This is a genomic window from Collimonas pratensis (genome assembly GCF_001584185.1).
In the GTDB taxonomy this organism is placed as follows: domain Bacteria; phylum Pseudomonadota; class Gammaproteobacteria; order Burkholderiales; family Burkholderiaceae_D; genus Collimonas; species Collimonas pratensis.
The window spans coordinates 702,678-728,048 of record NZ_CP013234.1 but is presented as its reverse complement, the minus strand read 5'-3'; the positions used below and the strand labels follow the sequence as shown (position 1 = coordinate 728,048).

The window sequence follows — 25,371 nt, the reverse complement described above, 5'->3', positions numbered from 1 at the left end:
GCGCGGCATTCGCACAACTTTCATTGATCGCCGGGGACGCCAATTTTCCCAGTTGATGCAAGACGATAAAAGACAATGTGAAAAATTGCATTGCACAACGCGCCACCCAACAGACAAGGAACACTGACGTGAGATTCGACTCCGTAGAAACCGGCATCTACCCCACCCTGGTTTATCCACCGTATGCCTCCACCGCCAAACGCGGCCCGACCCAGGAGCCGTTGCGCATACGCGCCGCCGAGCCTGTGCAAGCCAACATTGCCGTCTCGCTCAGCCTGATCCTGCCGCACGATACCGACCTGACCAGGCACGGCCAGGGCGAGCCGCTCGGAGAAAAGATCGTCATCACCGGGCGTGTCCTCGATGAAGACGGCAAGCCGGTGCGCAATTCGCTGCTCGAAGTCTGGCAATGCAACTCGGCCGGCCGCTATTGGCACAAGCGCGACCAGCATGACGCGCCGCTCGACCCGAACTTCTACGGCTTCGGAAAAATGCTGACCGACGACGACGGCGGCTATCGTTTTGTCACGATCAAACCCGGCCCTTATCCCTGGGGCAATCACCACAAGGCGTGGCGTCCGGCGCATATTCATTTCTCACTGTTCGGCAGCGTCTACGCGCAACGCCTGGTCACACAAATGTATTTTCCGAGCGACCCGCTGTTCGACCACGATCCGATCTTTCAAAGCATCCCCGATCTCGCAGCCCGACAACGGCTGATCGCCCGCTTCAGCCTGGAACAGACAGTCGATGACAAGATGCTGGGCTATGAGTTCGACATCGTGCTGCGCGGCCGCGACGCCACGCCAATGGGCCTTTAAATTGGTCTTCAAACGGAGAAACGACATGGCTTCCAACATCACGACTTCACAGACTATCGGCCCATTCCCGCATGAAGCCTGGCGCTGGGGCGTCGATGCCAGCAACGCACTGGCCAGCAACGTCCCAACCGTCACCATCAGCGGCGTGATCCGCGACGGCAACGGCACTCCGATCAACGACGGCTGGATCGAAGCCTGGCTGCCGGATGCAGTCGCGGCCGAATCCGCACAGCCGATCCCCGGCTTCCGGCGCGTCCCCAGCAACGACGACGGCGCCTTCTGTATCGAAGTCTCGTTGCCGACGCCTGCCGCCGCCGGCAAGCCGGTGCTGTTTGCAACAATCTTTGCGCGCGGCCTGGTCAAGCATCAGTTCACCGCCGTCTTCCTGGAAGACGACAGCGGTCTGGCGCAATCCGAGATCCTCGCGCAGGTCCCCGCCGAGCGGCGCGCAACGCTGATCGCCCGCAAGCTGGGCAACGCGCAATACCATTGGGATATCTGGATGCAGAGCGACAAGGAAACCGTATTTTTCGACTACGCTTAAACCTAGTGTCGTGTCATGCCTCATCTGTCGCACGAATCTGTCACAACCAACTGAACGGAGCAGCAGTGAGCGTTTCCCTATTTGACAGTTTTCTCACCACCCAAGAGATGATCGCGGTGTTCGACGATAGCGCCGTGGTGCAGGCAATGTTCCGCTTCGAGGAAGCGCTGGCACGCGCCCAGGCAGCCGAAGGCATCATTCCGAGCGCCGCCGCAAAAGCCATCGCCAGCGTCTGCAACGCCCAGCTATACGACATTCCGGCGATAGTGCATGCCGGCCGCCGAGCTGGCAGCCTGGCGATTCCGCTGGTGAAAGAATTGACCAAGACCGTGGCGTTGTACAGCCAGGAATCGGCAACGCATGTTCACTGGGGCAGCACCAGCCAAGATGTCCTCGACACCGCGATGGTGCTGGTCACCCGCGCTGCGCTGGCACTGATCGATGCCGGCTTGCAGACGCTGATCGAGAGTTTGCTGGATCTGGCAGAGCAGCATCTGGCGACGCCGATACTGGCGCGCACCTTGATGCAGCCGGCCCAGGTGTCCAGCTTCGGCTTCAAGCTGGCCGGCTGGGCAGCGCCGCTGGTGCGCGCCCGCCTGCAGCTGCGCGAAACCGCACAACGCGCGCTGCAATTGCAGCTCGGTGGCGCGGTCGGCACCCTGGCAGTGATGGGAAACAAAGGCACAGCGGTAGCGCATCGCATGGCAGATGATCTGGGACTGGCTGTCGCCGACGCCGCCTGGCATACCCAGCGCGACGAATGGGTGCGGCTCGGCCTGGAAGTCGCGGTCCTGGTCGGCAGCCTCGGCAAGATCGCGACCGATCTCAGCCTGCTGGCGCAAGGTGAAATCGCCGAGCTGGCGGAACCATCCGGCCATGGCCGCGGAGGTTCGTCAGCGATGCCGCACAAGCGCAATCCGGTATCGGCCATGATCGCACTGGCCGCTGCGGCACGCACACCGCAGCACGCCGCGGCGCTGCTGGCCGTGATGGGCCAGCAACATGAACGCGGACTAGGCAACTGGCAAGCCGAATTGGCGGAATGGCCTGGGCTGTTTCTAAGCGCGCATGGCGCACTGACCGCATTGGTCGATGCGATCGCAGGACTGCACGTCGATAGCGCGCGGATGCGCCGCAATATCGATGCACTGCAAGGACTAGTATTCGCGGAAGCCGTGTCGACCCACCTGGCCGGCGCAATTGGCCGGCCGCAGGCGCACGGCTTGATGGAGAAATTGACGCAACAGGCCGTCGCCAACAGCAAGCAACTGGCTGAGGTGGTGACCGATGCGGTAGAAGCCGATGCCCGTTTGCGTGAAAAAATCGACCTCGCGCAATTGCTGGCGCAGTTCGATCCGGTTGCGGCGACTGCACCGGCAGAAGCCCTTGCGCACAGGCAGTTGCAAATCTTGCTGGCCATGATGAACGCCATGCAGCCGCCGACTGCAGCGGCCTGAAGCCGCAGCATGGCATCCGCAATCACAACTTTAGACATGAATGCGTGAATAACAAATGAGCTACGATCCGCTTGACCATGACTTCGAACGCGGCATGCAGAATCGCCGCCGCATTCTTGGCGACGACTGGGTTAACCGTTCGGTTGCCAATGCAACCAGCTTCAACGCGGAATTCCAGAATCTGATTTCGCGATTCGCGTGGAATGAAATCTGGGGACGCCCTGGACTCGATGCCAAAACCCGCCGCGTGATCGTGCTCGCAACCACCATCGCACTCGGCCGCTGGGAAGAATTCGAATTGCATGTGCGCGCTGCATTGCTGGGCGATGCCGAGACCCGCCTGACGCCGGATGAGATGAAGGAGGTGCTGATGCAGTCAGCCATCTATGCCGGCGTGCCGGCGGCCAACACCGCATTCGCGCATGCGCAGCAAATCCTGCGTGAGGTCGGCCAGCAGATAGGCTATGTGCTCACTCCGCTGGCGCCGGCGGAAACTGTCCATCCTGGCATAGGCAAAGAAGCCGCCGGCCGCAGCAAGCCGACGCTGCATTACAGCTTGCGTGCACCCCGCAACGGCAAGGCGCCGCGCCATACCGTGGTGCTCAGCCATGCTTTGGGCTGCGACCTGACGATGTGGGACGAACTGGCACAGCTGCTCGCCGCCGACTGCCGCGTCGTCACCTACGACCATCGCGGCCACGGCAGCTCTGATGCGCCTGCAGGCTTGTACAGCATGGCAGAGCTGGCCGACGATGCCGCCAGGCTGTTGCGCGAACTCGATTCCGGTCCGGTAGTATGGATCGGCTTGTCGATGGGCGGCATGGTGGGCCAGGAACTGGCGCTGCGCCATCCATCTCTGGTCGCCGGGCTGGCGCTCGCCAACACTACCTCCGGCTATCCTGCAGCCGCACGCGACGCCTGGCAGCAACGCATCGCAACCGTGCGTACCAACGGCATCGAGGCGATTGCCGATGCGGTGATGGGACGCTACTTCCATGAGCGCTTTCGCGCCGAGTACAGCGCCACGGTGAGACGCTTCCGGCGGCGCCTGATCACCACTGACGCCGGCGGCTATATCGGCTGCTGCCACGCGGTTGGCATGGTAGATACCAGCGCGCGCCTGTCGCAAATTGCGGCAACGACACTGGTGATCGCCGGCGAACTGGATCAGGGAACGCCGCTGGCCATGGCGCAAAAGCTGGCTGAGGCAATTCCGCAAGCGCGCCTGACGGTGCTGAAGAACGCGTCGCACCTGAGCGCAATCGAACAGCCGCAAGCATTTGCCCGCGCCGTCCAGGAATTCCTGCTGACCCTGTAGCATCACCGTCTATCGCATCAACGCGGGAAGAGCTTGCCCTCTTCTCGTGCCCCTCATCCGTCCGTAAGCATTGTCTTAACTGCACAGAATTTATTGCCATAAAAGCACTAAATTGCAATACTTCCCCCACTCCCTGACAGCCCGGCTTCCGATGATTCCGTCGAATCCGCCAAGGCCTGCGCGCCAGAGAGCACAACAAGAATCGCTTTCCGCTATCCATAGGAGGAGTTTGACCATGATCAATGAACGGAGACCGCCGCACCCGCTGCACATGATGTTGTCAGGCAGTGTGGCCATCGGCCTGGGCCTGCTGGCCCAGCCATTGCAGGCACAGGATGAGAACAAGGAGGAGGAAGAGCCGCAGCAGATGCAGCGTGTGGAAATCACCGGCTCGTCGATCAAGCGCCTGGTCGCGGAAGGCGCATTGCCGGTCACGATCATCAAGGCCGACGATTTCGTCAAGCTGGGATCGACCACCGCGGCCGAGGTGCTATCGAATGTCTCAGGCAACCAGACAAATTACACGACCACCGCCAACGTCGGCGCCGGCAGGACCGTCGGCGCCGCCGCCGACTTGCGCGGCCTGGGGCCCAACAAGACACTGGTGCTGCTGAACGGCCGCCGTCTCGCCAACGCCGCATTCGACGGCTCCGCGGTCAATCTGAACGTGATCCCGGTAGCAGCGCTGGACCGCGTCGAAATCCTGCGCGACGGCGCTTCCGCCATCTACGGCACCGACGCCATCGGCGGTGTCATCAACTTCATCACCAAACGTTCTTACACCGGCCTCAACCTGAGCGCCGAAGGCATCGCGCCGCAACAGAGCGGCGGCGCGGAAAAACGCTTCAACCTGTCGGGCGGCTTCGGCGACCTCGACAAGGATCGCTACAATTTTTTCGGCGTGATCGACTATCACAGTCAGAACGCAGTGAAGGCCAGCGATCGCAGCTTTGCCGCGCCGGGCGGACAAAATCCCGGCCTGGGACTGAATGCCGGCAGCGGCAATACCCATCCCGCCAACTACTACGACATCAACGCCGACCAGTCCGGCAATCCTTATTCTGCTTCGGGCTGCCGGCCGCCCTATGCTTTTACCCAGGATGGGGTCTGCCGCTATAACAGCCAGGCGGTGATCGGCATCGTACCGAAGACAGAGGAAATCGCCGTGATCGGCAAGGGCAAGTTCAAACTGGATGCCGACAATACGGCATCGGTCGAATACTTGCATGCGCAAAGCAAGGTAAAAACCAATATCGCCGGCGATGTCTTTGCCGGCGATGGCAGCGGCAGCAGCAGCGACTATGTCATCAATCCGAACAGCCCTTACTACCCAGGCAACGGCATTACGCCTGGCAGCGCCAGCGGCGGCCCGCTGTCGCTCAACTGGCGTTCGGTGGACGCCGGCCAGCGCGTCGGCGAATCCAAAAATAGCAGCGACCGCCTGCTGTTCAGCCTGGACGGCACGCTGGCCGGCTGGGATTACAAGACCGGCCTGTCTTACGCCATGAGCAAGGCCAGCGAGGCGCTGGTCGGCGGCTACCTGAACAGCAATATGGTGCGCGAAGGATTCTTGAACGGCATCCTCAATCCGTTCGGCCCGCAAAGCGCCGCCGGCATCGATTACTTGAAGCAGGCGCAGATGAGCGGCGTTTACCTGGACGCCAAGACACAAGTCACTTCGCTGGACTTCACCGCCAGCCGCGAACTGTTCCAGTTGCCGGCTGGGCCTTTAGGCTTTGCGCTGGGCGGTGAGTTTCGTAAGGAACAAGCCAGCTTCAACGTCAATCATGCATTGTCCGATCTGGTCGAGAGCACCGGCTCGCAAGACTCCAAATCAGCCTCCGGCAGCCGTAGCGTCAAAGCCCTGTTCACCGAACTCAACGTCCCCATCGTCAAATCGCTGGAGGCGCAACTGGCCTTGCGCTACGACGGTTACAGCGATGTCGGCAGCACCGTCAATCCCAAGGTCGCGCTGCGTTTCCAGCCGGCCAAGGAAATCATGTTCCGCAGCTCGTACAGCACCGGCTTCCGCGCGCCCAGCCTGTACGAATTGAATAATCCGAATGCCAATACTTATACGGCGGCGCCATACAACGATCCAATGCTGTGCCCGGGTGGCAACGTTGCGCCGGGCGGGATTCCCGCGCGCGATTGCAAGCAACAGTTTTTCAAGATGCAGGGAGGTAATAAAAACCTGCAGCCGGAAAAATCCAATTCCTTCACGCTCGGCATGGTGATCGAACCGCATCCGAACATCACGGCCTCCGTCGATTACTGGAATATCAAAATCAAGGACCAAATTTCCGTGATTCCAGAGAGCGAGATCTTCGCCGATCCGGTCAAGTACGCCGACAAGTTCGTGCGCAATCCGGACGGTTCGCTCAGCCACATCATCGATACCAACGTCAATCTCGGCAATGTGCATACTTCCGGTTTCGACCTGGGCTTTGCCTGGCGCCTGCCCAAGACGGCTTGGGGCAATTTCGGCGTGTCGCTGGACGGCACTTATGTCAGCCAGTACGATTACCAGACCGAGGCCGGCGGCGAGTACCTCAACAATCTCGCAGCCTATTCTGGCGGCGGGGTGATTTTCCGCTGGCGCCATGCCGCCACCTTCAACTGGAGCCGCGGACCGTGGAGCGTGGCCTTGCAGCAAGTTCACACCACCGGCTATCGCGACCAGAACGGCTCGCAGGTGGCAGAGGGCTACAGGAATCACCAGGTCGGGTCCTATACGCGTTACAACGCATCTGGCAGCTACAGCGGTTTCAAGAACCTGACCCTGACGGCGGGCATCAAGAACCTGTTCAATACCGATCCGCCGGCATCCAACGTCACCGATAACTTCCAGTATGGCTACGATGCCCGCTATGGGGACGCAATAGGTCGCGCGTTCTTCGTGCGTGCCAACTATCAATTCTTTTAATCATGTGGATGGCGGTAGCGCTTCCGCAGCAGCCGCCAGCTTGGGCCGTGCATTTTCCGATTGCAATCATTGCGTCTAGCCTGCCCCGGGCGAGGCACTGTTCTGCTTGAAATACTTGCAAGGCCGCAGCATGGCCGCCCCATGGCCGAATACCAGCATGCCAGGCTAGCCTGCCTGGCATGCCTTGATCCGGACATCTGTTACCTTGCCGCCACTCCCGGTAAGCGCTTAGCGCGTGGTGTAACCGCCATTGGCGAAAATCGTCTGTCCGGTAATCCACCAGCCGTCGGTCACCAGGAATTTGACCAGTGGAGAAATGTCTTCGATATCCGTCAGTCCGGTCTTGGAATATTTTCCCAATGCCGCAGCCGCCTTGTTATACGCCGCCGAATCCGCGGTTTCCTGGCCATAGAAAAACGGCGTCTCCATCGGTCCCGGGCCTACTGCTGTCACGGAAATGCCGCGGCTGCCGAACTCTTTCGAAGCCGCCCGCGTGTAATGCTCTACCGGCGCTTTCGAGCCGGGATAGATGGCGTATGAATCGGTATAGGCTGCGAGCAGGGAACTGACGATCGTGCAGATCTTGCCGCCGTCACGCAATTTTTTGCCAGCTTCCTGCATGAAGAAGAAAGCGGCTTTTGAGTTGACGTCGAAAATCCTGTCATAGTCTTCTTCTGTCACATCGACGATCAATTTCTTGATTACCATGCCGGTGGTATTGATCGCGATGTCGATACCGCCGAAAGCGGCGATGCCGGCATCGAACAGCTTGGCGACATTGGCCGGACGGGTCAGGTCGCCTTGCACTGAAATCGCCTGGGCGCCGGCAGCCTTGACCGCAGCCACCGTCTCTTCCGCGGCAGCTCCGGTGGCATCGCTGTTGTAATGGACGACGATGGCTTTGGCGCCCGCCTTGGCCAGATCGCGGGCAATCAGGCCGCCGAGATTTTTAGCGCCGCCGCCTATCAGTACGACTTTATCTTTCAAGCTGTGATCCATTTTCTATCCTTTAGATTGCGTGACGATGCATCAATGACGATGACAAAAGATACTATCCGGGCCGCTGCCAGCTGCGGCGCGATAATTGAATAGTTGCAAAGAGTTTATCGGCAGCGTGCCTGCGGATAAAGACGAACTATCCACATAGAGTATCCACGAATCAGGAACAATTCCCATCTGCAACGCTTTGTGAACAAATGTCAGAACAGCGGTCATTGTTCAAGGAACGCAATACAAAATCGCCCAAATTCACTAAACTGTCCAGCGTTCCCATACTAAAGAGCGATCATGGATAGAGTCGAAACCATGCAGGTATTCGTGCGCGTGGCCGAGACCGGCAGTTTTACCAAAGCCGCAGACAGCCTCGGCCTGCCGCGCGCCACCGTGTCCTCGGCGGTACAGCAGCTGGAAGCCAGCCTGGGCGCACGACTACTCCAGCGCACCACGCGCCGGGTCCATCTGACGCAGGATGGCAGTGCTTTGCTTGAACGTTGTTATCAATTGTTGTCCGACTTTGAAGAAATCTCGGGACTCTTCAAGCAGGCGCCGGCACAGGCCAGCGGCAAGCTCAAGGTCGATGTCCCCAGCCGCCTGGCGCGGCGCATGATCGCCCCGGCCTTGCCAGAATTCTTCAAGCTTTATCCCGAGATCGAACTGGAACTGCGTTGCACCGACCGCGCCATCAACCTGATACAGGAAGGCGTCGATTGCGTATTGCGCGTCGGCCAGCCGGAAAACAGCAGCTTGGTGGCGCGCCCGCTGGGCCAGTTTGCACTGATGAATTGCGCCAGTCCGGCCTACCTGGAAAAACACGGCATGCCGGCCAGCCCGGCCGATCTGGTCCGGCATTGGGCCATCAACTATATTTCTCCCACCACGGGCCGCAGCGCGCTCTGGGAGTACAGCGAGGACGGTGTCATCGTCAACCTGGAAATGCCTAGCCGGGTAGCCGTCAACAATGCCGAAACCTATATTGCCTGCTGCCTGGCCGGCATGGGCCTGATCCAGGTGCCGGCTTACGATGTGCGCGACCACATCGCCTCTGGCGAACTGCTGGAAGTCATGCCGCAGGCGCGCGCAGGCTCCATGCCGATCTATGCACTGTATCCACACCGCCGCCATCTGTCGGGCCGGGTGCAGGTATTCATCGACTGGATCGCCACCTTGCTGCCGCCCGATCTGCAAACCGGATCAATCCCTGCCGCCTTCGTAACACCAGTCTGAATCGCCGCCCTGGCGGTTCCGCTAAATAAAAATAAAGCACAGTAAAAACAGAATTTGTAACTGTGCTTTAAATCTACCGCGCTGACTGTATATGCCGGGGTAGAAAGCTGCCAATTACACTCCACCCTATCCTGCGCATTTTGCGCAATCCGCATAGCGTGACTTCGGCAGCACGACAAGGAACCAAAGGAATCATTTTGAGCAACGAGAAGATCGAGCAGTACAACCACCCTGCGGGGGGCTGGGGCGCCCTGAAATATGTCGCGCTGCACCTGCTCAAGGAAAAAGTGCCCGGTGGCGGCATCCGCACCCTGCTCAAGCAAAACCAGCCGGACGGCTTCGACTGCCCCGGCTGCGCCTGGCCGGACCGCGACCATGCCTCGACCTTTGAATTCTGCGAAAACGGCGTCAAGGCGGTGGCGGCGGAAGCCACTTCCAAGCGCGTCACGGCCGCCTTCTTCGCGCAGCACAGCGTCGCTGAACTGCTGCAGCAATCGGATTACGAACTGGAAGAACACGGCCGCCTGACCGAGCCGATGGTGTACCACGCCGCCAGCGACAAATATCAGCCGATCTCCTGGCCGGATGCCTTCGCCTTGATGGCCAATCACCTCAACGCGCTGCCGGATCCGAACCAGGCTTCGTTCTATACCTCCGGCCGCACCAGCAACGAAGCGGCTTACCTGTATCAGCTGTTCGTGCGCGCGTACGGCACCAACAATTTTCCCGACTGTTCCAACATGTGCCACGAGCCGACCAGTGTCGGCTTGCCGGAAACCGTGGGCGTCGGCAAAGGCACGGTGACGCTGGACGATTTCGACCTGGCGGACACCTTCCTGATCTTTGGCCAGAATCCTGCCACTAATCACCCGCGCATGATGGGCGAACTGCGCGAGTGCGCCAAGCGCGGCGCCACCATCGTTTCCATCAATCCTCTGCGCGAGCGCGGCCTGGAACGCTTCTCCAGTCCGCAGCATCCGTCCGACATGCTGTCGCGCGCGGGCACCACTATCAGCAACATGTTCATCCGCCCTACCCTGTGCGGCGACCTGGCGCTGGTCAAAGGCGTGATCAAGCGCGTGCTGGAACTGGACGACCTGGCGCTGCAAAACAATGCAGAGCGCATCATCGATGTGCGGTTCATCGCTGAACATACCGCTTACTTCGACGAGTTCGCCGCCGATATCCGCGCCGAGAGCTGGGACGACATCGTCACCGAATCCGGCGTCGGCCGCGACGATATCGAACAGCTGACCCAGGTCTACGTGCGCGGCAAGAACGTGATCGCCACTTGGGGCATGGGCCTGACCCAGCACAAGCATGGCGTCGACACCATCCAGATGGTGTCCAACCTGATGCTCTTGCGCGGCAATATCGGCCGCCCGGGCGCCGGCCTGTGTCCGGTGCGCGGCCACTCCAACGTCCAGGGCGACCGCACCGTCGGCATCGATGAAAAGCCGACCGCGGCTTTCCTCGACCGCATCGAAAAGGTGTACGGCTTCAAGCCGCCGCGCGAGCACGGCCTGGACGTGGTCGGCACCATCGAAGCGATGCTGCAAGGCCAGGTCAAGGTCTTCATCGGCCTCGGCGGCAACTTCGCCATGGCGACGCCGGATACGCCACGCACCTGGCAGGCGCTGCAATCCTGCGCGCTGACCGTGCACATCACCACCAAGCTCAACCGCAGCCATCTGATCCACGGCAAGGATGCACTGATCCTGCCGACCATGGGCCGCACCGAGATCGACATGCAGGAAAGCGGCGCGCAGGGCGTGACGGTGGAAGACTCGATGAGCATGGTGCACGTTTCTTACGGCATCAACAAGCCGGTCGCCAAGACCTGTTTGTCCGAGGTCGACATCGTCGCGCGCCTGGCGCACGCCACGCTCAAGGACAGCCGCATCCCATGGCTGGAGTACGTCAAGAACTACGCCTTGATCCGCGACGAAATTGAAAAAGTGTACGACGCCTTCAAGGACTACAATGCGCGCATCGTCCATCCGGGCGGCTTCCATCTCGGCGTCGCTTCGCGCGAACGGGTCTGGAAAACCGCCAGCGGCCGCGCCCAGTTCAAGACCCTGGCGATTCCGAAAGACACGCCGGTGCACCGCGCGCGGCGCCAGCACGGCCCCGAGCTGATGGTCCTGATGACCACTCGTTCGCACGACCAGTACAACACCACCATCTATGGCCTCGACGATCGCTATCGCGGCGTGTTCGGGCAGCGCCGCGTGGTGTTTGCCAATCCGCTGGATATCGCCATGCTGGGCTTCCAGGCCGGCGACTGGGTCGACCTGGTCGGCGTCTGGGACGACGGCATCGAGCGCCGCGCCGACCGTTTCCTGCTGGTGGAATACGACATCCCGCGCGGCTGCATCAGCAGCTACTATCCGGAAACCAATCCGCTGGTGCCGCTCAACAGTTTTGCCGACAAGGCGCGCACGCCGACGTCCAAATCGATCCCGGTGCTGCTGCGCCGCTCCCTGCAGCTGGCGGCTTGATCCGATGCTGATACTGGATAACGAAATCGACGACGCCGTGCTGCTGATCTTGTCGGCGCTGCATGCCGACGCCAGCGATCAGGAAAGCCATCGCGGCGAACCCGGCCTGTCGCTGGCCAGGCTCAGCAAGCGCACCGAACTGCGCATGAGTACGCTGCGGCGTCATCTGACAGCGCTGGAAGATGCGGAAATTGTCAGCGTCGTCGTCAACGAAGACGGCACCGGACGCGCAATCTTGACGCCTTACGGCATGGCGATTTTCGATGCGCTAGATGAAAGTCAAACTGCCGGCATGATGTAACGGCCGCACAGGCTATCAAGAATTTCGTCGCGCTTAAGTCATGCAGCTAAGTGGGGTCGGAGTGAATTTTCTGCGCGCTTTTTGCAAAAACTTCACTCCGACCCCACTTAGCGGGCCACGGAGTACACGCCTCTCTCGTTGTCTGAAAAAAATCTAGCAGTACGCCCGGTCTTTCTCCGAATCCGTCATGTGAGGTCAGAGTCGAGTTTCGCGATAAAGCGCCGCGAAAGTCGACTCTGACCCCAGATGACTTTGACGGCGTAGTGCCACAGAGAGCCGATATTAAATTCTTGAGAATTTCCTAAATCACGACAAAGCCGCCACCTGGTTTTCGTTGCGCTTAATCCATGCAGCTAACTGGGGTCGGAGTGAACTTTCTGCGCGCTTTTTGCAGAAACTTCACTCCGACCCCACTTAGCGGGCCACGGAGTACATGCCTCTCTTTGTCTGAAAAAAATCTAGCAGTACGCCCGGTTTTTCTCCGAATCCGTTATGTGAGGTCAGAGTCGAGTTTCGCGATAAAGCGCCGCGAAAGTCGACTCTGACCCCAGATGACTCTGACGGCGTAGTGCCACAAAGGGCCGATATTAAATTCTTGAGAATTTCCTAAATCACGACAAAGCCACCACCTGGTTTTCGTTGCGCTTAATCCATGCAGCTAACTGGGGTCGGAGTGAACTTTCTGCGCGCTTTTTGCAGAAACTTCACTCCGACCCCACTTAGCGGGCCACGGAGTACACGCCTCTCTCGTTGTCTGAAAAAAATCTAGCAGTACGCCCGGTCTTTCTCCGAATCCGTCATGTGAGGTCAGAGTCGAGTTTCGCGATAAAGCGCCGCGAAAGTCGACTCTGACCCCAGATGACTTTGACGGCGTAGTGCCACAGAGGGCCGATATTAAATTCTTGAGAATTTCCTAAATCACGACAAGGCCACCACCCGGTTTTCGTTGCGCTTAATCCATGCAGCTAACTGGGGTCGGAGTGAACTTTCTGCGCGCTTTTTGCAGAAACTTCACTCCGACCCCACTTAGCGGGCCACGGAGTACATGCCTCTCGTTGTCTGAAAAAAATCTAGCAGTACGCCCGGTCTTTCTCCGAATCCGTTATGTGAGGTCAGAGTCGAGTTTCGCGATAAAGCGCCGCGAAAGTCGACTCTGACCCCAGATGACTCTGACGGCGTAGCGCCACACAACGCCGGCATGGCGAGATGCCAGGGTAGTCAATCCAGCATGCCCGCGGCCAGCTCACTCAGCCGGCGCAAAGCCTGCTCGATCTGCGGTGTCCAGTTGTAGCTGTAGTTCAGGCGAATGAAACTGCGGTAGGCATCCGATGTTGAAAACAAGCGCCCCGGCGCAATCGTGATCCCCTCTGCCAGCGCTTGCCGGTAGAGCGCCATGGAGTCGATGGCCGATGGCAGTTCTATCCACAGCACATAGCCGCCGCTGGGCCGCGTGATGCGGGTGCCGGCAGGGAAAAAACGGCCGACGAAAGCGCTCATGATGTCGCAGCGCTGCTGCAAGGTGCGGCGCACCCGGCGCAGGTGGCGGTCGTAGCCGCCTGCGGTCAAATAAGCGGCGATCGCCCGCTGCGGCAGGCTTGAAGTGCTCAGCGTATTCAGGAATTTCAGCTTCTCCACCTGCGCCCGGTAACGCCCCGGCAGCGTCCAGCCGATGCGGTAAGCCGAGGTCAGGCTCTTGGAAAACGACGAGCAGTAGAGCACCATGCCGCGCTTGTCGTAGGCCTTCAGCACGCTCGGATGGGCATTGCCGAAATACAGTTCGTTGTAGACGCCGTTCTCGATGATCGGCATGTTGTAGCGCGCGCCCAGCTCGACCAGCTGGCGCTTGTTTTCATCAGGCATTTCAAAGCCCAACGGATTCTGGAAATTCGGCATCACCATGCAGGCCGCCACCGGCTGCGACTGCATGATCTTGCCCAGCGCCGCGATATCCATCCCCAGTCGCGGATCGGTCGGCACCTCGATGGCGCGCATTCCTAGCCGTTCGATGGCGTGCAACATGGCGTAGAACGTTGGCGACTCGACCGCGATAGTATCGCCGGCCTTGGCCACCGCCTGCAGGCACAAATTGATCGCCTCGGTAGCGCCGACCGTCACCACCACATCGTCCGGGCTAATGCTGAGCCCAGTTTCCAGGTGACGCCTGACGATCTGCCGTATCAGCTCCGGATGCCCTGGCGGCAAATCGTCCAGCACGCCCAGAGGGCCGCCGCTGCGCAAAACAGAACCGTGGTACTGGCTGATGCGATGGGCGGGAAACAGCAAGGGATCGGGATAGGGTGAACCGAGCGGAACAGCGTCATGCTGATGGATCGATTTCAGCGTCGCCAGCACATGGCGGCTGACATCGACTTCCGCCGACACCGGCAGCGGCATCGAGCGACCGGGCTCCTCCGGCGCTGCCGGCATCACCGCGGCGGCAAAGCGGGCGCGCACAAAATAACCGGATTGCGGATGGCTTTCGATCAGGCCGCCGCTTTCCAGCAGTTCGTAGGCCCGCACCACGGTCGTGATACTCAAGCCATGCTGGAGTGCCGCCTGGCGCACCGAACTCAGGCGATCGCCCGGCCGCAGCACGCCGTTCTCCAGCGAAGCCCTGAGCTGCTCGGCAAAACGTTGGTACAGCGGTTGGCGCGTGGTTTTCAATGCAGACGGTGACAGGAATCAAGGATAGTCGCATTATAGTGAGTATCAGACAATTCCCTGACACCTATCCGTGACGGCAAGCACAGTTGTCACACAGGCATGGCAAAAATGCAGTATCGCTCTACTATGGTGGTTAACGGCAACATGGTTTGGGCCTCGGCTCATGCCTTACCGGGAATTTCATGGCGACCCTGATTTTCACTCCGCAACTTGCCCGCTTCACCGCAGCGCCACAGGTCCAGACCGACGCCCTCACCTTGCGCACCGGACTGGAGGCGGCGTTCTCGGCAAATCCGCGCCTGCGCGCCTACCTGCTCGACGAGCAGGGCTGCCTGCGGCCGAATGTCGCCATTTTCATCGACGGCCACGCCGTACGCGACCATGTGCGCCTGGACGCGCCGCTGACAGTGCACAGCAAAGTGCATATCCTGCAAGCTCTCTCCGGAGGTTGACCATGACTGAACGGGCCTGGATCGCCAGCCGCAAAGGACTGTTTGAACTGCAGCAGCAGAATGGCCGCTGGTCGCTGGGGCCGATCGCCTTCCTCGGCGAACCGGTATCCATGGTGCTGGCCGACCCGCGCGACGGCGCCGTGTACGCCGCCCTGAATCTTGGCCATTTCGGCGTCAAGCTGCATCGCAAGGATGCCGGCGCCGCGCAATGGACGGAAATCGCCGCACCGGCCTATCCCCTCAAGCCGGAAGACTGCACCGATCCGGTCGACTGGACGGTCAGGTTCATCTGGTCGCTGGCCTGCGGCGGCGCCGATGAACCCGGCGTAATCTGGGCCGGCACCTTGCCGGGCGGCCTGTTCCGCTCGGCTGACCGCGGCGCTTCCTGGACCCTGATGCACTCGCTTTGGGATGCGCCGGAGCGCAGCGAATGGTTCGGCGGCGGCTACGACGTCCCCGGTATCCATAGCATCTGCGTCGATCCGCGCGACAGCCGCCATGTGCTGGTCGGCATCTCTTGCGGCGGCGCCTGGGTCACGCATGACGGCGGCGCCAGCTGGAGCTTGAGCGCCCGCGGCATGCGCGCCAGCTACTTGCCGCCGGAACGCGGCGACGACCAGAACGTGCAAGACCCGCACCGCATTGTCGGCGCCAGGGATACCCCCGATCAGCTGTGGTGCCAGCATCATAACGGCATCTGGCGCTCCGCCAACTTCGGCGCCGACTGGCAGGAAGTCAGCGCCGCGCCCTTGTCGACCTTCGGCTTCGCGGTGGCAGTCCATCCGGCCGAAGGTGATACCGCCTGGTTTGCACCGGCGCTGGCGGACCAGACCCGCATCCCCACCGACGCCGCCCTCACCGTTACCCGCACTACCGACGGCGGCCGGACCTTCACCGCCCTGCGCGCCGGCCTGCCGCAGCAGCATTGCTACGATCTGGTCTACCGGCACGGCCTGGCGGTAGCCGACGATGGCCGCACCCTGCTGATGGCTTCCACTACCGGCGGCGTCTGGCTGTCGGAAAACGGCGGCGACAGCTGGCGCACCATTTCCAGCAGCATGCCGCCGGTGTACGCCGTGTGCTTCCAATGAAAAATTATCTATGATGCAATTCAGATGTCAATAGAACAATCCGGCATATAGATAATGCGAAAAAATATTGGACGCAATCCTTACCAACACCGATACTCTCGGGTCATCCGGTCCATGCCGTGTTTTAAGGCATGTCACCTCACCGTTTACCCCACGCGCTGCAGCAAGACCCGCAGCGCCGATATTCCCGTGACTACTCTATGAACATTTTCTCTCTCTGGTTCCGCATCCCCTTTTGGCAACGCGTACTGGGCGGCTTCCTGCTGGGCGCGCTGGCCGGCTGGCTGGTCGGCGCCCCGGCCGAAACCTGGTTCGGCCCGCTCGGCAAGCTGTATGTCACGCTAATCAAGATGATCGCCGTGCCACTGGTGTTTTTTGCCGTCACCAACAGCATCTCCAGCCTGCATGGAATGAAGAGCGTGGCGGCGCTGGGCGGCAAGACCTTCCTCTGGTTCGCCATCACCGCCGTGCTGGCGGTCGGCGTCGGCCTGGCCGTCGCCAGCTTCACCAATCCCGGCCAGAACCTCGGCCAGCTGGCTATCGCTGCCGATTACACCGTGCGCGAAGTGCCGACTCCGATCCAGGTATTGCTGGACGTGGTGCCGTCAAATCCGTTCAAGGCGCTGTCCGAAGGGAAGATCCTGCAAGTGATCTTCTTCGCCGCCCTGCTCGGCATGGCGCTGGTCAAGCTGGGCGACAAGGTCAAGCAGGTGCGCGAACTGATGGGCGAAGCCAGCAGCGCCATGATCCAGATCACTCGCTTCGTGCTGGAAATGACACCGCTCGGCACCTTCGGCCTGATCGCCGCGCTAGTCGGCTCCTACGGTTTCGAGCGCCTGCTGCCGCTAGGGAATTTCGTCTTCACTCTGTACCTGGCTTGCGCGCTGCATATCGTAGTGGTGTACGGCGGCCTGCTGCTGACGCACCGCTTGAATCCGATCCGCTTTTTCCGCGGCGCCTTCCCGGCCATGCAAGTGGCGTTCACCAGCTCGTCCAGTTTTGCCTCCATGCCGATCGCCCTGCGCAGCGTGGTGCATAACCTCGGCGTCAAGCAGGAATATGCCGCGTTCGCGGTGCCGCTCGGCGCCAGCATCAAGATGGACGGCTGTGGCGCCATCTACCCGGCCATCGCTTCGATTTTCGTGGCGCAGTATTTCGGCCTGCACCTGGACATGTCGCAGTATTTCATCATCATGCTGGCTTCCGTGCTCGGCTCATTCGGCACCGCCGGCGTGCCCGGCACGGCGATCGTGATGGTGACGCTGGTGCTGAGCTCGGCCGGTCTGCCGCTGGAAGGCATCGGCTACCTGGTGGCGATCGACCGCATCCTCGACATGATGCGCACCATGACCAACGTCACCGGGCAGATGCTGGTGCCGGTGCTGGTGGCCAAGGAAGAAGGCTTGCTCGACCTGGACATCTACAATGCGGCCAACAGCGATGTCGGCCTGGACCAGAACAGCAACGCCGCTGCCTGATCCGGCAGGGTAGGCGCGCTGCCCACCCTGCGAATTTTTTAAGGTTCGCCATCCCAATAGTCCAGATCGTTCTTAGCGCGTTGGATCACATCGAAGACCCGTTCGCCGCCGGCGGACGCGGTCGCCAGGAACTTGCCGGAATCTGGGTATTCGCATACCTCGGGCTGTTCCCTGGTGCTGACCGATAAATATTTCAAAGGCTGGTCCGAGGTATTCACGATCTGGTGCGGATACTCCGGGCCGGGCGGGATGAAGATGATGTCGCCGCTGACCAGCGGCAGCATTTCTCCCGCCACCCGCAGCGAACCGCTGCCCTCCAGGATGATGAACATTTCCTCTTGCGCGTAATGGAAGTGATACGGGCAGGATATTTTGCCGGGCGCTACGGTATCGATGCTGGCGCCCAGTTTCTGCGCCGCCGTGCCGGTCGCCAGGCGCGCGCAAAGCGAATCATATAAAGGCGCACGCAGGTCGTGCGTGGTGGGGACGGTATTGAAGTTGCGGATCAGGTGCTGACGCAAGCTTTCTACTTTCTCAGTCATTCTTTTCTCCGAATAAATTGTGCCGCGAGACGCGTGCCAAGAAGAATACACGCAAGCAACTATCTCTGCGTTGCCATCGCCACTACGCGCCTGCCACCGACAAAATTCCCTCTTTTCTTCAGCCAGATCCAGGCGCACCATTGCGGACAAACGCATAACAAAAATGGTGCAAAGCCGCATTCCTGCAACAGCTGCGGGCTGTGCCTGCACCACATGCGCACAGATTCGATGCTACAAAATACACATCCAAAAAAAGAAAATAAATTTCCTTTACTTGCAGAGAAAATGAAAATATATTTACACAAATTATAAAAAACAATCACCGGGGATAGCCAGTGCAACACGCCGCAGTCACAGCATGGCAACGCGAAAGTGCAGTTGCCGCACGTATAGGCAAGGCCTATCCGGAGCTCTCGAAAGCGCATCGCAAGGCGGCTGACTACGTCCTGGCGAACGTGTTTCGCGCCGCCACCATGACCATCGACGAACTGGCCGACGTGGTCGGCATCTCCCTGGCGACCGCCAACCGCTTCGCCCATGCGCTCTCGTTCGACGGCTACCCGGCCTTCCGCGCCGCGCTGGTGCTGGACTTTGCTTCTTCCCTGGCGCCGGTGGAAAAACTGCGCGACCAGGTACAGCGTCCCGCCAGCAGCGCTGAAATCGTCGCCGCCGCGCTCAGCGCCGACATGCAAAACCTGGAAGCCACCCGCCGCGCCCTGTCTCCCGCCCAGTGTGACCAGGCCGTCAGGATGATCCTGAATGCGGAACGCATCTTCATCCTCGGCTTCGGCGCCAGCGCCTTTTTAGCCGGCATCATGGCCCATGCGCTGGAACCGTATTGCCGCACGGTGCAGTCGGTGGCCGGCCCCGGCGGCCCGTCGCAAGCCAGCCGCCAGTTCTTCAAGCTGGACCAGCGCGACCTGGTGATCGCACTGGCTTACCCGCGCTATGTCACCGATACCGTCACGCTGGCCACCCGCGCCAAGGAGCGCGCCGCCCAAGTGCTGGCATTTACCGACAGCCCGACCTCGCCGCTGGTGCCGCTGGCGGATGTCACCTTGTATGCGCAAACCGAAAGACAGTTGTCGCCGACCTCGGACGCCGCCGCGCTGTCCCTGATCCAGGCAGTGTGCGACGCCGTCGCGCATCGCGCCAACCGTTCGGTGCACGCCGCCTCGAAAATGACCGAGGCGGTGCTGCCCTGGCTCTATCACGCCGACGGCATCAGCACGCCAAAGAACAAGAACAGCAAAACCGCCATCATCAAATCTGCAGCGAAAGCGAAATAACGTGTCTACTTCCTCATCTACGTCATCAGACAGCAAAGCCGTCATCGCCATCCACGGCGGCGCCGGCACCATCTTGCGCAGCGCCATGAACAGCGCGCAGGAAAAGGCCTATCACGATGCCCTGAGCGAGATCCTGAACGCCGGCCAGGCCATCCTGGCTGCCGGCGGCAGCGCACTGGACGCCGTCGCCAAGGCAGTCAGCATGCTGGAAGACTGCCCGCTGTTCAACGCCGGCAAGGGTGCGGTCTACACCCACGCCGGCACGCATGAACTAGACGCCGCGATCATGGATGGCGCCACGCTCGGCGCCGGTGCGGTCGCCAATGTTGCCCACGTGCGCAACCCGATACTGGCGGCACGCGCCGTGATGGAACACAGCGAACACATCTTGCTGGTAGGCGCCGGCGCGGAAGAATTCGTCGCCCAACATGGCGCCGAACTGGTCGAACCCGAATACTTTCATACCGAAGCGCGCCACGCGCAATGGCTGCGTGCGCGCAAGCAGGAAGGCATGCTGCTACTCGACCACGACGCCGCCAGCCAGGCCGCTACAGAAATCGCCCCAATCGATCCGGACAACAAGTTCGGCACGGTCGGCGCGGTAGCCCTCGACCTGCACGGCAACCTGGCTGCCGCCACTTCCACCGGCGGCATCACCAACAAGCGCGTCGGCCGCGTCGGCGATTCGCCGCTGATCGGCGCCGGCTGCTATGCCAACAACCGCAGCGCCGCGATTTCCGCGACCGGCACCGGCGAGGCGTTCATGCGTACGGTAGCCGCCTACGATATTTCGGCGCGCATGGAGTACGCCGGACAGTCGCTGCAGGACGCCGCGCAGCACGTCGTGATGGATCTGCTGCCGCGTTACCAGGGCCGCGGCGGCCTGATCGCCATCGATGCCGAAGGCAACATGGCGCTGCCGTTCAATACCGAAGGCATGTATCGCGGCTACGCCAGGGTCGGCGCGCCTGTGGTCACCGCCATTTACAAATGAAGCCAGCCACGGAAAGCGATCATATGAACATGCTAACAGGCCGCCGGGTGCTGACGGTAGAGCAGATGAGTGTCGGCTTCACCACCTCCGAGCGCAAGGTGGAAGCGGTACGCAATCTGTCCTTCCATATCGATGCCGGCGAGACGCTGGCCATCGTCGGCGAATCGGGTTCCGGCAAATCGGTGTCGTCGCAAGCCATCATGCGCCTGATCGACTACGGCGGCGGCCGCATCACTGGCGCACGCATGGATTTCCAGCGCCGCGACGGCAGCATCATCGATCTCGCCACAGCCGGCCAGAACACCATGCGGCATATCCGCGGTTCGGAAATCGCCATGATTTTCCAGGAGCCGATGACCTCGCTCAACCCGGTCTTCACGGTCGGCGAGCAGATCGCCGAATCGATCCGCCTGCACCAGGGCAAGAGCATGGCCGAGGCCCGCGCCGAAGCCTTGCGCATGCTGGAAATCGTCCGCATTCCGGAAGCGCGCCGCCTGCTGGACCGCCATCCGCACCAGCTGTCCGGCGGTATGCGCCAGCGCGTGATGATCGCCATGGCGCTGTCCTGCAAGCCGTCGCTGCTGATTGCCGACGAGCCAACCACCGCGCTCGACGTGACGATACAGGCGCAGATCCTGCAACTGATCCGTACACTGCAGGATGAAATGCAGATGGCGGTGATCTTCATCACCCACGATATGGGCGTGGTGGCGGAAATCGCTGACCGCGTGGTGGTCATGTGCCGCGGCGAGAAGGTTGAAGAAAACAACGTGCACGCCATCTTTGAAGCGCCGCAGCATCCTTACACCCAGGCCTTGCTGGCGGCGGTGCCGCGGCTGGGCGCCATGCACGGCACCGACCAGCCAGAACGGATCGCCATTGCCGGCGCAGTGATCACGCCGGAAATGGCCGCCGCAGCAAAAATCATCCATAGCATCCCTGGTTCGGATCCGCAACAGCAGCCGCTGCTGAAAGTGCGCAAGCTGACCACCCGCTTCGACGTCAAGAGCGGCGTCTTCAGCCGCGTCAAGCAACGCGTGCATGCGGTGGAGCAAATCAGCTTCGACCTGTATTCGGGCGAGACGCTGGCGCTGGTGGGTGAATCGGGCTGCGGCAAATCGACCACCGGTCGCTCGCTGCTGCGATTGGTCGACATCACTAGCGGCAGCGTCGAATTCGGCGGACGCGACCTGGCCAAGCTGCCGCGTTCCGAACTGCGTTCGCTGCGGCGTGAAATCCAGTTCATTTTCCAGGATCCGTTTGCCTCGCTCGATCCGCGCCTGACGGTCGGCTATTCGATCATGGAACCGCTGCTGGTGCATGGCATGGCCGAAGGCGCACAGGAAAAAGTCGCCGCCTTGCTGGAACGGGTCGGCCTGCTGCCGGAACATGCGCAGCGCTACCCGCACGAATTCTCCGGCGGCCAGCGCCAGCGCATCTGCATAGCCCGCGCACTGGCGCTGAATCCGAAAATCGTGATTGCCGACGAATCGGTATCGGCGCTGGACGTGTCTATCCAGGCGCAAATCGTCAACCTGATGCTGGACCTGCAGCGCGAGCTGGGCATTTCCTTCATCTTCATCTCGCACGACATGGCGGTGGTGGAACGCATCAGCCACCGCGTCGCCGTGATGTACCTGGGACAGATCGTCGAGATCGGTCCGCGCCGCGCCATCTTTGAAAACCCGCAGCATCCGTATACCAAGAAGCTGATGGCGGCAGTGCCGGTGGCCGATCCTAACCAGCGCCATCGCCAGCGCGAAGTGCTGGCAGGCGAAATTCCGAGTCCGATCCGCGATGTCGGCGACCTGCCCGTCGTCGAGCCGCTGAAACAGGTCGGACCGGGACACTTCGTGGCGATGCACCGGATTTCCAGCGCTTATTAAGTCATAAATAAGCGTTTCTTTGCTTTATCTGTTTGTTTGTCTTCAATGACTTTTTGATCCAGGGGAGTAACACATGCGCACTACTCGACACTTCGGTAATCATTTCGGCAAGATCGTCGCCAGCACCGCAGTTGCACTGACGGCGCAATTCGCCGCCGGCCACGCTTTCGCCGCCAAGGACGTCACGCTGGCGGTCGCTTCGACCTTCACCACGCTCGATCCTTACGACAGCAACGACACCCTGTCGCAAGCCGCGATCAAGTCCTTCTACCAAGGTTTGTTCGGCTTCGACAAAGACTTGAAACTGGTCAATGTGCTGGCGGACGGCTATGAAGTCAGCAAGGACGGCCTGCTGTACACCATCCGCTTGCGCAAGGGCGTCAAGTTCCAGGACGGCACCGATTTCAAGGCAGACGCCGTCAAGGTCAACCTGGAACGCGTCATCAATCCGGACAACAAGCTCAAGCGCTTCAACCTGTTCAACCGCATCGCCAAGATTGACGTAGTCAACGACTACGAAGTCAAGATCACCTTGAAAGAACCGTTCTCGCCATTCATCAACACGCTGGCGCACTCTTCCGCGGCGATGATTTCACCGACCGCGCTGAAACAGTATGGCAACAAGGACATCGGCTTTCATCCGGTCGGCACCGGCCCGTTCAAGTTTGTCGAATGGAAGCAGACCGACTACATGAAAGTCGTGAAATTCGACGGCTACTGGAAAAAGGGCTATCCGAAGGTCGACAGCATCACCTGGAAGCCGGTGGTCGACAACAATACCCGCAGCGCCGTCATGCAAACCGGCGAGGCGCAGTTTGCCTTCCCACTCCCTTACGAGCAAGCCGAACTGCTGAAAAGCAAACCGAACCTGGACCTGATTTCGTCGCCCTCCATCATCCAGCGCTACCTCTCGATGAATATGCTGCAAAAACCTTTCGACAATCCGAAGGTGCGGCAAGCGATCAATTACGCGATCAACAAGGACGCGCTGGTCAAGGTCGCCTTCGCCGGCTACGCCATGCCGCAGGATGGCGTGCTGCCGCAGGGCGTCGACTATGCATTGAAGACCGGGCCATGGCCTTACGATCCGAAGAAAGCCAAGCAGTTGCTGACGGAAGCGGGCTATCCGAACGGTTTTGAAACCGAATTGTGGTCGGCCTATAACAACACCACCGCACAGAAAGTCATCCAGTTCGTGCAGCAGCAGCTGGCGCAGGTCGGCATCAAGGCCAAGGTAACGGCGCTGGAAGCCGGCCAACGGGTCGAGAAAGTGGAAAGCGCGCCGGTTCCTGCCAATGCGCCGGTCCGCATCTACTACACCGGCTGGTCGTCCTCGACCGGTGAAGCCGACTGGGGCCTGCGTCCCCTGCTGGCGTCGGAGTCGTTCCCGCCCAAGCTGTTCAATACCGCTTACTACAAGAGCGACAAGGTCGACGCCGATATCGCCAAGGCCCTGACCACCACCGACCGCGCGGAGAAGACCACGCTCTACAAAGACGCGCAGACGGAAATCTGGAAAGACGCGCCTTGGGCTTTCCTGGTGACGGAAAAGCTGCTGTATGCGCGTAGCAAGAACCTGAAAGGCGTGTATGTCATGCCTGACGGTTCGTTCAACTTCGATGAAATCGAGTTGAAATAAATGATTCATCAGGCTTTTCTGTGGGTGCAGAAAATGCATCGGTGTGTAGGGTGGGCACGCTTTTGTGCCCACGCTGTGGCAGTATCCGCGTGGGCACAAAAGCGTGCCCACCCTACTTCTTGGCAAGCCACGCGCGATAGCCTTCTCCTTTATCCACAGAGACGTCTGAACAAGCAAGTAAGTAATCACTGGTAGTACCCGCAGGCCGGGCTGTTGCTGCCCGGCCTGCATTCCGTAACAACCGAGCAGTCAACCAGAGCATGCCATGTTTCCTTACGTACTAAAACGCCTGATGGGCCTGATACCAACCTTGCTGATCGTCGCAGTGGTGGTGTTCCTGTTTGTCCATCTGCTGCCGGGCGATCCGGCCCGGCTGGTGGCCGGCCCCGAGGCTGATCAGCAGACCGTGGAACTGATCCGCAAGGACCTGGGCCTGGACAAGCCGCTGCCGCAGCAGTTCGTCAACTATTTCAGCAAGGCCCTGCGTGGCGATTTCGGCATCTCCCTGAGCAGCAAGCGCCCGGTCAGCACTGAGATTGCAGAACGCTTCTGGCCCACCTTCTGGCTCACCATCACCAGCATGGTATGGGCGGTGCTGTTCGGCCTGGTCATTGGCATTGCTTCCGCCGTCTGGCGCAACCAGTGGCCGGACCGGCTCGGCATGACGCTGGCCGTATCGGGTATTTCCTTTCCATCGTTTGCGCTGGGCATGCTGCTGATGGAACTGTTCTCCGTCAAACTGGGCTGGCTGCCGACCATCGGCGCCGACAGCTGGCGCCACTATATCCTGCCGTCGCTGGCGCTGGGCGCCGCGGTAGCCGCCGTGATGGCGCGCTTTACCCGCTCCTCCTTCGTGGAAATCCTGCATGAGGATTTTGTGCGCACCGCGCGCGCCAAAGGCTTGTCGGAAACCGTGGTGGTGCTCAAGCACTGCCTGCGCAATTCACTGATTCCGGTGGTGACCATGATGGGCCTGCAGTTCGGCTTCCTGCTGGGCGGCTCCATCCTGGTGGAGAAAGTATTCAACTGGCCGGGCATGGGGCGCTTGCTGATCGACGCTGTCGAAATGCGCGATTACCCGATCATCCAGGCCGAGATCCTGCTGTTCTCGCTGGAATTCATTTTCATCAACCTGGTAGTTGACGTGCTGTACGCCGTCATCAACCCTAGCATCCGTTACAAGTGAGGCCGCCCGTGTCGACGCCATCCAATCCTGTCGCAGCCACGCCTGCAGCAACCTCGGCC

The 25,371-nt window shown here is 60.5% G+C and carries 19 protein-coding genes; 16 read left to right on the top strand and 3 right to left on the bottom strand.

Annotated features, from left to right (window positions below):
- Positions 1-128 precede the first annotated feature (128 nt).
- From pcaH to CPter91_RS03285, 5 genes are all read left to right on the top strand, one after another.
- Positions 129-821 (top strand): protocatechuate 3,4-dioxygenase subunit beta, encoded by a 693-nt coding sequence (gene pcaH, locus CPter91_RS03305; RefSeq protein ID WP_061936888.1) that lies wholly within the window; start codon positions 129-131, stop codon positions 819-821.
- A 25-nt stretch (positions 822-846) separates the two neighbouring features.
- A complete protein-coding gene (locus CPter91_RS03300) occupies positions 847-1,365 on the top strand; it encodes a peptidase associated/transthyretin-like domain-containing protein (RefSeq protein WP_061936885.1) in 519 nt (172 codons plus the stop codon).
- A 65-nt stretch (positions 1,366-1,430) separates the two neighbouring features.
- Positions 1,431-2,822 carry a 3-carboxy-cis,cis-muconate cycloisomerase gene (gene pcaB / locus CPter91_RS03295; RefSeq protein ID WP_061936882.1) on the top strand — a complete coding sequence of 464 codons (1,392 nt, stop codon included), beginning with the start codon at positions 1,431-1,433 and terminating at the stop codon, positions 2,820-2,822.
- A 55-nt stretch (positions 2,823-2,877) separates the two neighbouring features.
- Positions 2,878-4,140: a bifunctional 4-carboxymuconolactone decarboxylase/3-oxoadipate enol-lactonase PcaCD gene (pcaCD, locus tag CPter91_RS03290; protein WP_061936879.1), complete on the top strand. Its 1,263-nt coding sequence runs from the start codon at positions 2,878-2,880 to the stop codon at positions 4,138-4,140.
- A 235-nt stretch (positions 4,141-4,375) separates the two neighbouring features.
- Complete coding sequence (locus tag CPter91_RS03285; RefSeq protein WP_082792576.1) at positions 4,376-7,066, top strand: TonB-dependent receptor; 2,691 nt, start codon at positions 4,376-4,378, stop codon at positions 7,064-7,066.
- A 228-nt stretch (positions 7,067-7,294) separates the two neighbouring features.
- Here CPter91_RS03285 and CPter91_RS03280 read toward each other — a convergent pair whose 3' ends face one another.
- Positions 7,295-8,065, bottom strand: a complete 771-nt coding sequence (locus tag CPter91_RS03280) for an SDR family oxidoreductase (RefSeq protein WP_061936876.1) — start codon at positions 8,063-8,065, stop codon at positions 7,295-7,297.
- A gap of 288 nt (positions 8,066-8,353) precedes the next feature.
- On the opposite strand from CPter91_RS03280, the gene CPter91_RS03275 reads away from it, so the two are divergent.
- The 3 genes from CPter91_RS03275 (at position 8,354) to CPter91_RS03265 (ending at position 12,091) form a co-directional block, all read left to right on the top strand.
- Positions 8,354-9,289, top strand: coding sequence for a LysR family transcriptional regulator (locus tag CPter91_RS03275; protein ID WP_061936873.1), 936 nt, complete (start codon positions 8,354-8,356; stop codon positions 9,287-9,289).
- 197 nt (positions 9,290-9,486) lie between these two features.
- Complete coding sequence (locus CPter91_RS03270) at positions 9,487-11,790, top strand: FdhF/YdeP family oxidoreductase (protein WP_417924838.1); 2,304 nt, start codon at positions 9,487-9,489, stop codon at positions 11,788-11,790.
- Between the two features lie 4 nt (positions 11,791-11,794).
- Positions 11,795-12,091, top strand: a complete 297-nt coding sequence (locus CPter91_RS03265) for a helix-turn-helix domain-containing protein (protein WP_082792574.1) — start codon at positions 11,795-11,797, stop codon at positions 12,089-12,091.
- Positions 12,092-13,309: 1,218 nt separating this feature from the next.
- Here CPter91_RS03265 and CPter91_RS03260 read toward each other — a convergent pair.
- The gene (locus tag CPter91_RS03260; RefSeq protein ID WP_061936871.1) at positions 13,310-14,755 is read right to left on the bottom strand and encodes an aminotransferase-like domain-containing protein; all 1,446 of its coding nucleotides are present in this window, start codon (positions 14,753-14,755) and stop codon (positions 13,310-13,312) included.
- 182 nt (positions 14,756-14,937) lie between these two features.
- Here CPter91_RS03260 and CPter91_RS03255 point away from each other — a divergent pair, with 182 nt between their 5' ends.
- The 3 genes from CPter91_RS03255 to CPter91_RS03245 all read left to right on the top strand — a co-directional run bounded on the left by CPter91_RS03255 (position 14,938) and on the right by CPter91_RS03245 (position 17,776).
- Entirely contained in the window at positions 14,938-15,207 is a 270-nt protein-coding gene (locus CPter91_RS03255) for a MoaD/ThiS family protein (protein ID WP_061936868.1), read from the top strand.
- Positions 15,208-15,209: 2 nt separating this feature from the next.
- Positions 15,210-16,298 carry a WD40/YVTN/BNR-like repeat-containing protein gene (locus tag CPter91_RS03250; protein WP_061936866.1) on the top strand — a complete coding sequence of 363 codons (1,089 nt, stop codon included), beginning with the start codon at positions 15,210-15,212 and terminating at the stop codon, positions 16,296-16,298.
- Positions 16,299-16,498: 200 nt separating this feature from the next.
- Positions 16,499-17,776 (top strand): dicarboxylate/amino acid:cation symporter, encoded by a 1,278-nt coding sequence (locus CPter91_RS03245; RefSeq protein ID WP_061936864.1) that lies wholly within the window; start codon positions 16,499-16,501, stop codon positions 17,774-17,776.
- Between the two features lie 38 nt (positions 17,777-17,814).
- Here CPter91_RS03245 and CPter91_RS03240 read toward each other — a convergent pair whose 3' ends face one another.
- Positions 17,815-18,318: a cupin domain-containing protein gene (locus CPter91_RS03240; RefSeq protein WP_061936862.1), complete on the bottom strand. Its 504-nt coding sequence runs from the start codon at positions 18,316-18,318 to the stop codon at positions 17,815-17,817.
- 335 nt (positions 18,319-18,653) lie between these two features.
- On the opposite strand from CPter91_RS03240, the gene CPter91_RS03235 reads away from it, so the two are divergent.
- From CPter91_RS03235 to gsiC, 5 genes are all read left to right on the top strand, one after another.
- A complete protein-coding gene (locus CPter91_RS03235) occupies positions 18,654-19,607 on the top strand; it encodes a MurR/RpiR family transcriptional regulator (RefSeq protein WP_061936859.1) in 954 nt (317 codons plus the stop codon).
- Between the two features lie 85 nt (positions 19,608-19,692).
- Positions 19,693-20,601 carry an isoaspartyl peptidase/L-asparaginase family protein gene (locus CPter91_RS03230; protein WP_061945791.1) on the top strand — a complete coding sequence of 303 codons (909 nt, stop codon included), beginning with the start codon at positions 19,693-19,695 and terminating at the stop codon, positions 20,599-20,601.
- Positions 20,602-20,630: 29 nt separating this feature from the next.
- On the top strand, positions 20,631-22,487 hold the full coding sequence (locus CPter91_RS03225) for a dipeptide ABC transporter ATP-binding protein (protein WP_061945788.1): 1,857 nt from the start codon (positions 20,631-20,633) through the stop codon (positions 22,485-22,487).
- Between the two features lie 73 nt (positions 22,488-22,560).
- Positions 22,561-24,126: a glutathione ABC transporter substrate-binding protein GsiB gene (gene gsiB, locus CPter91_RS03220; RefSeq protein ID WP_061936856.1), complete on the top strand. Its 1,566-nt coding sequence runs from the start codon at positions 22,561-22,563 to the stop codon at positions 24,124-24,126.
- A 265-nt stretch (positions 24,127-24,391) separates the two neighbouring features.
- Positions 24,392-25,312: a glutathione ABC transporter permease GsiC gene (gene gsiC, locus CPter91_RS03215; RefSeq protein WP_061936853.1), complete on the top strand. Its 921-nt coding sequence runs from the start codon at positions 24,392-24,394 to the stop codon at positions 25,310-25,312.
- Positions 25,313-25,371: the final 59 nt, after the last annotated feature.

Coding starts and splice junctions, on each gene's coding strand:
- CPter91_RS03300 (WP_061936885.1), top strand. CDS start 847: ATGGCTTCCAACATCACGACTTCACAGACTATCGGCCCATTCCCGCAT.
- pcaCD (WP_061936879.1), top strand. CDS start 2,878: ATGAGCTACGATCCGCTTGACCATGACTTCGAACGCGGCATGCAGAAT.
- CPter91_RS03285 (WP_082792576.1), top strand. CDS start 4,376: ATGATCAATGAACGGAGACCGCCGCACCCGCTGCACATGATGTTGTCA.
- CPter91_RS03280 (WP_061936876.1), bottom strand. CDS start 8,065: ATGGATCACAGCTTGAAAGATAAAGTCGTACTGATAGGCGGCGGCGCT.
- CPter91_RS03275 (WP_061936873.1), top strand. CDS start 8,354: ATGGATAGAGTCGAAACCATGCAGGTATTCGTGCGCGTGGCCGAGACC.
- CPter91_RS03265 (WP_082792574.1), top strand. CDS start 11,795: ATGCTGATACTGGATAACGAAATCGACGACGCCGTGCTGCTGATCTTG.
- CPter91_RS03255 (WP_061936868.1), top strand. CDS start 14,938: ATGGCGACCCTGATTTTCACTCCGCAACTTGCCCGCTTCACCGCAGCG.
- CPter91_RS03250 (WP_061936866.1), top strand. CDS start 15,210: ATGACTGAACGGGCCTGGATCGCCAGCCGCAAAGGACTGTTTGAACTG.
- CPter91_RS03245 (WP_061936864.1), top strand. CDS start 16,499: ATGAACATTTTCTCTCTCTGGTTCCGCATCCCCTTTTGGCAACGCGTA.
- CPter91_RS03240 (WP_061936862.1), bottom strand. CDS start 18,318: ATGACTGAGAAAGTAGAAAGCTTGCGTCAGCACCTGATCCGCAACTTC.
- CPter91_RS03230 (WP_061945791.1), top strand. CDS start 19,693: ATGAACAGCGCGCAGGAAAAGGCCTATCACGATGCCCTGAGCGAGATC.
- CPter91_RS03225 (WP_061945788.1), top strand. CDS start 20,631: ATGCTAACAGGCCGCCGGGTGCTGACGGTAGAGCAGATGAGTGTCGGC.
- gsiB (WP_061936856.1), top strand. CDS start 22,561: ATGCGCACTACTCGACACTTCGGTAATCATTTCGGCAAGATCGTCGCC.
- gsiC (WP_061936853.1), top strand. CDS start 24,392: ATGTTTCCTTACGTACTAAAACGCCTGATGGGCCTGATACCAACCTTG.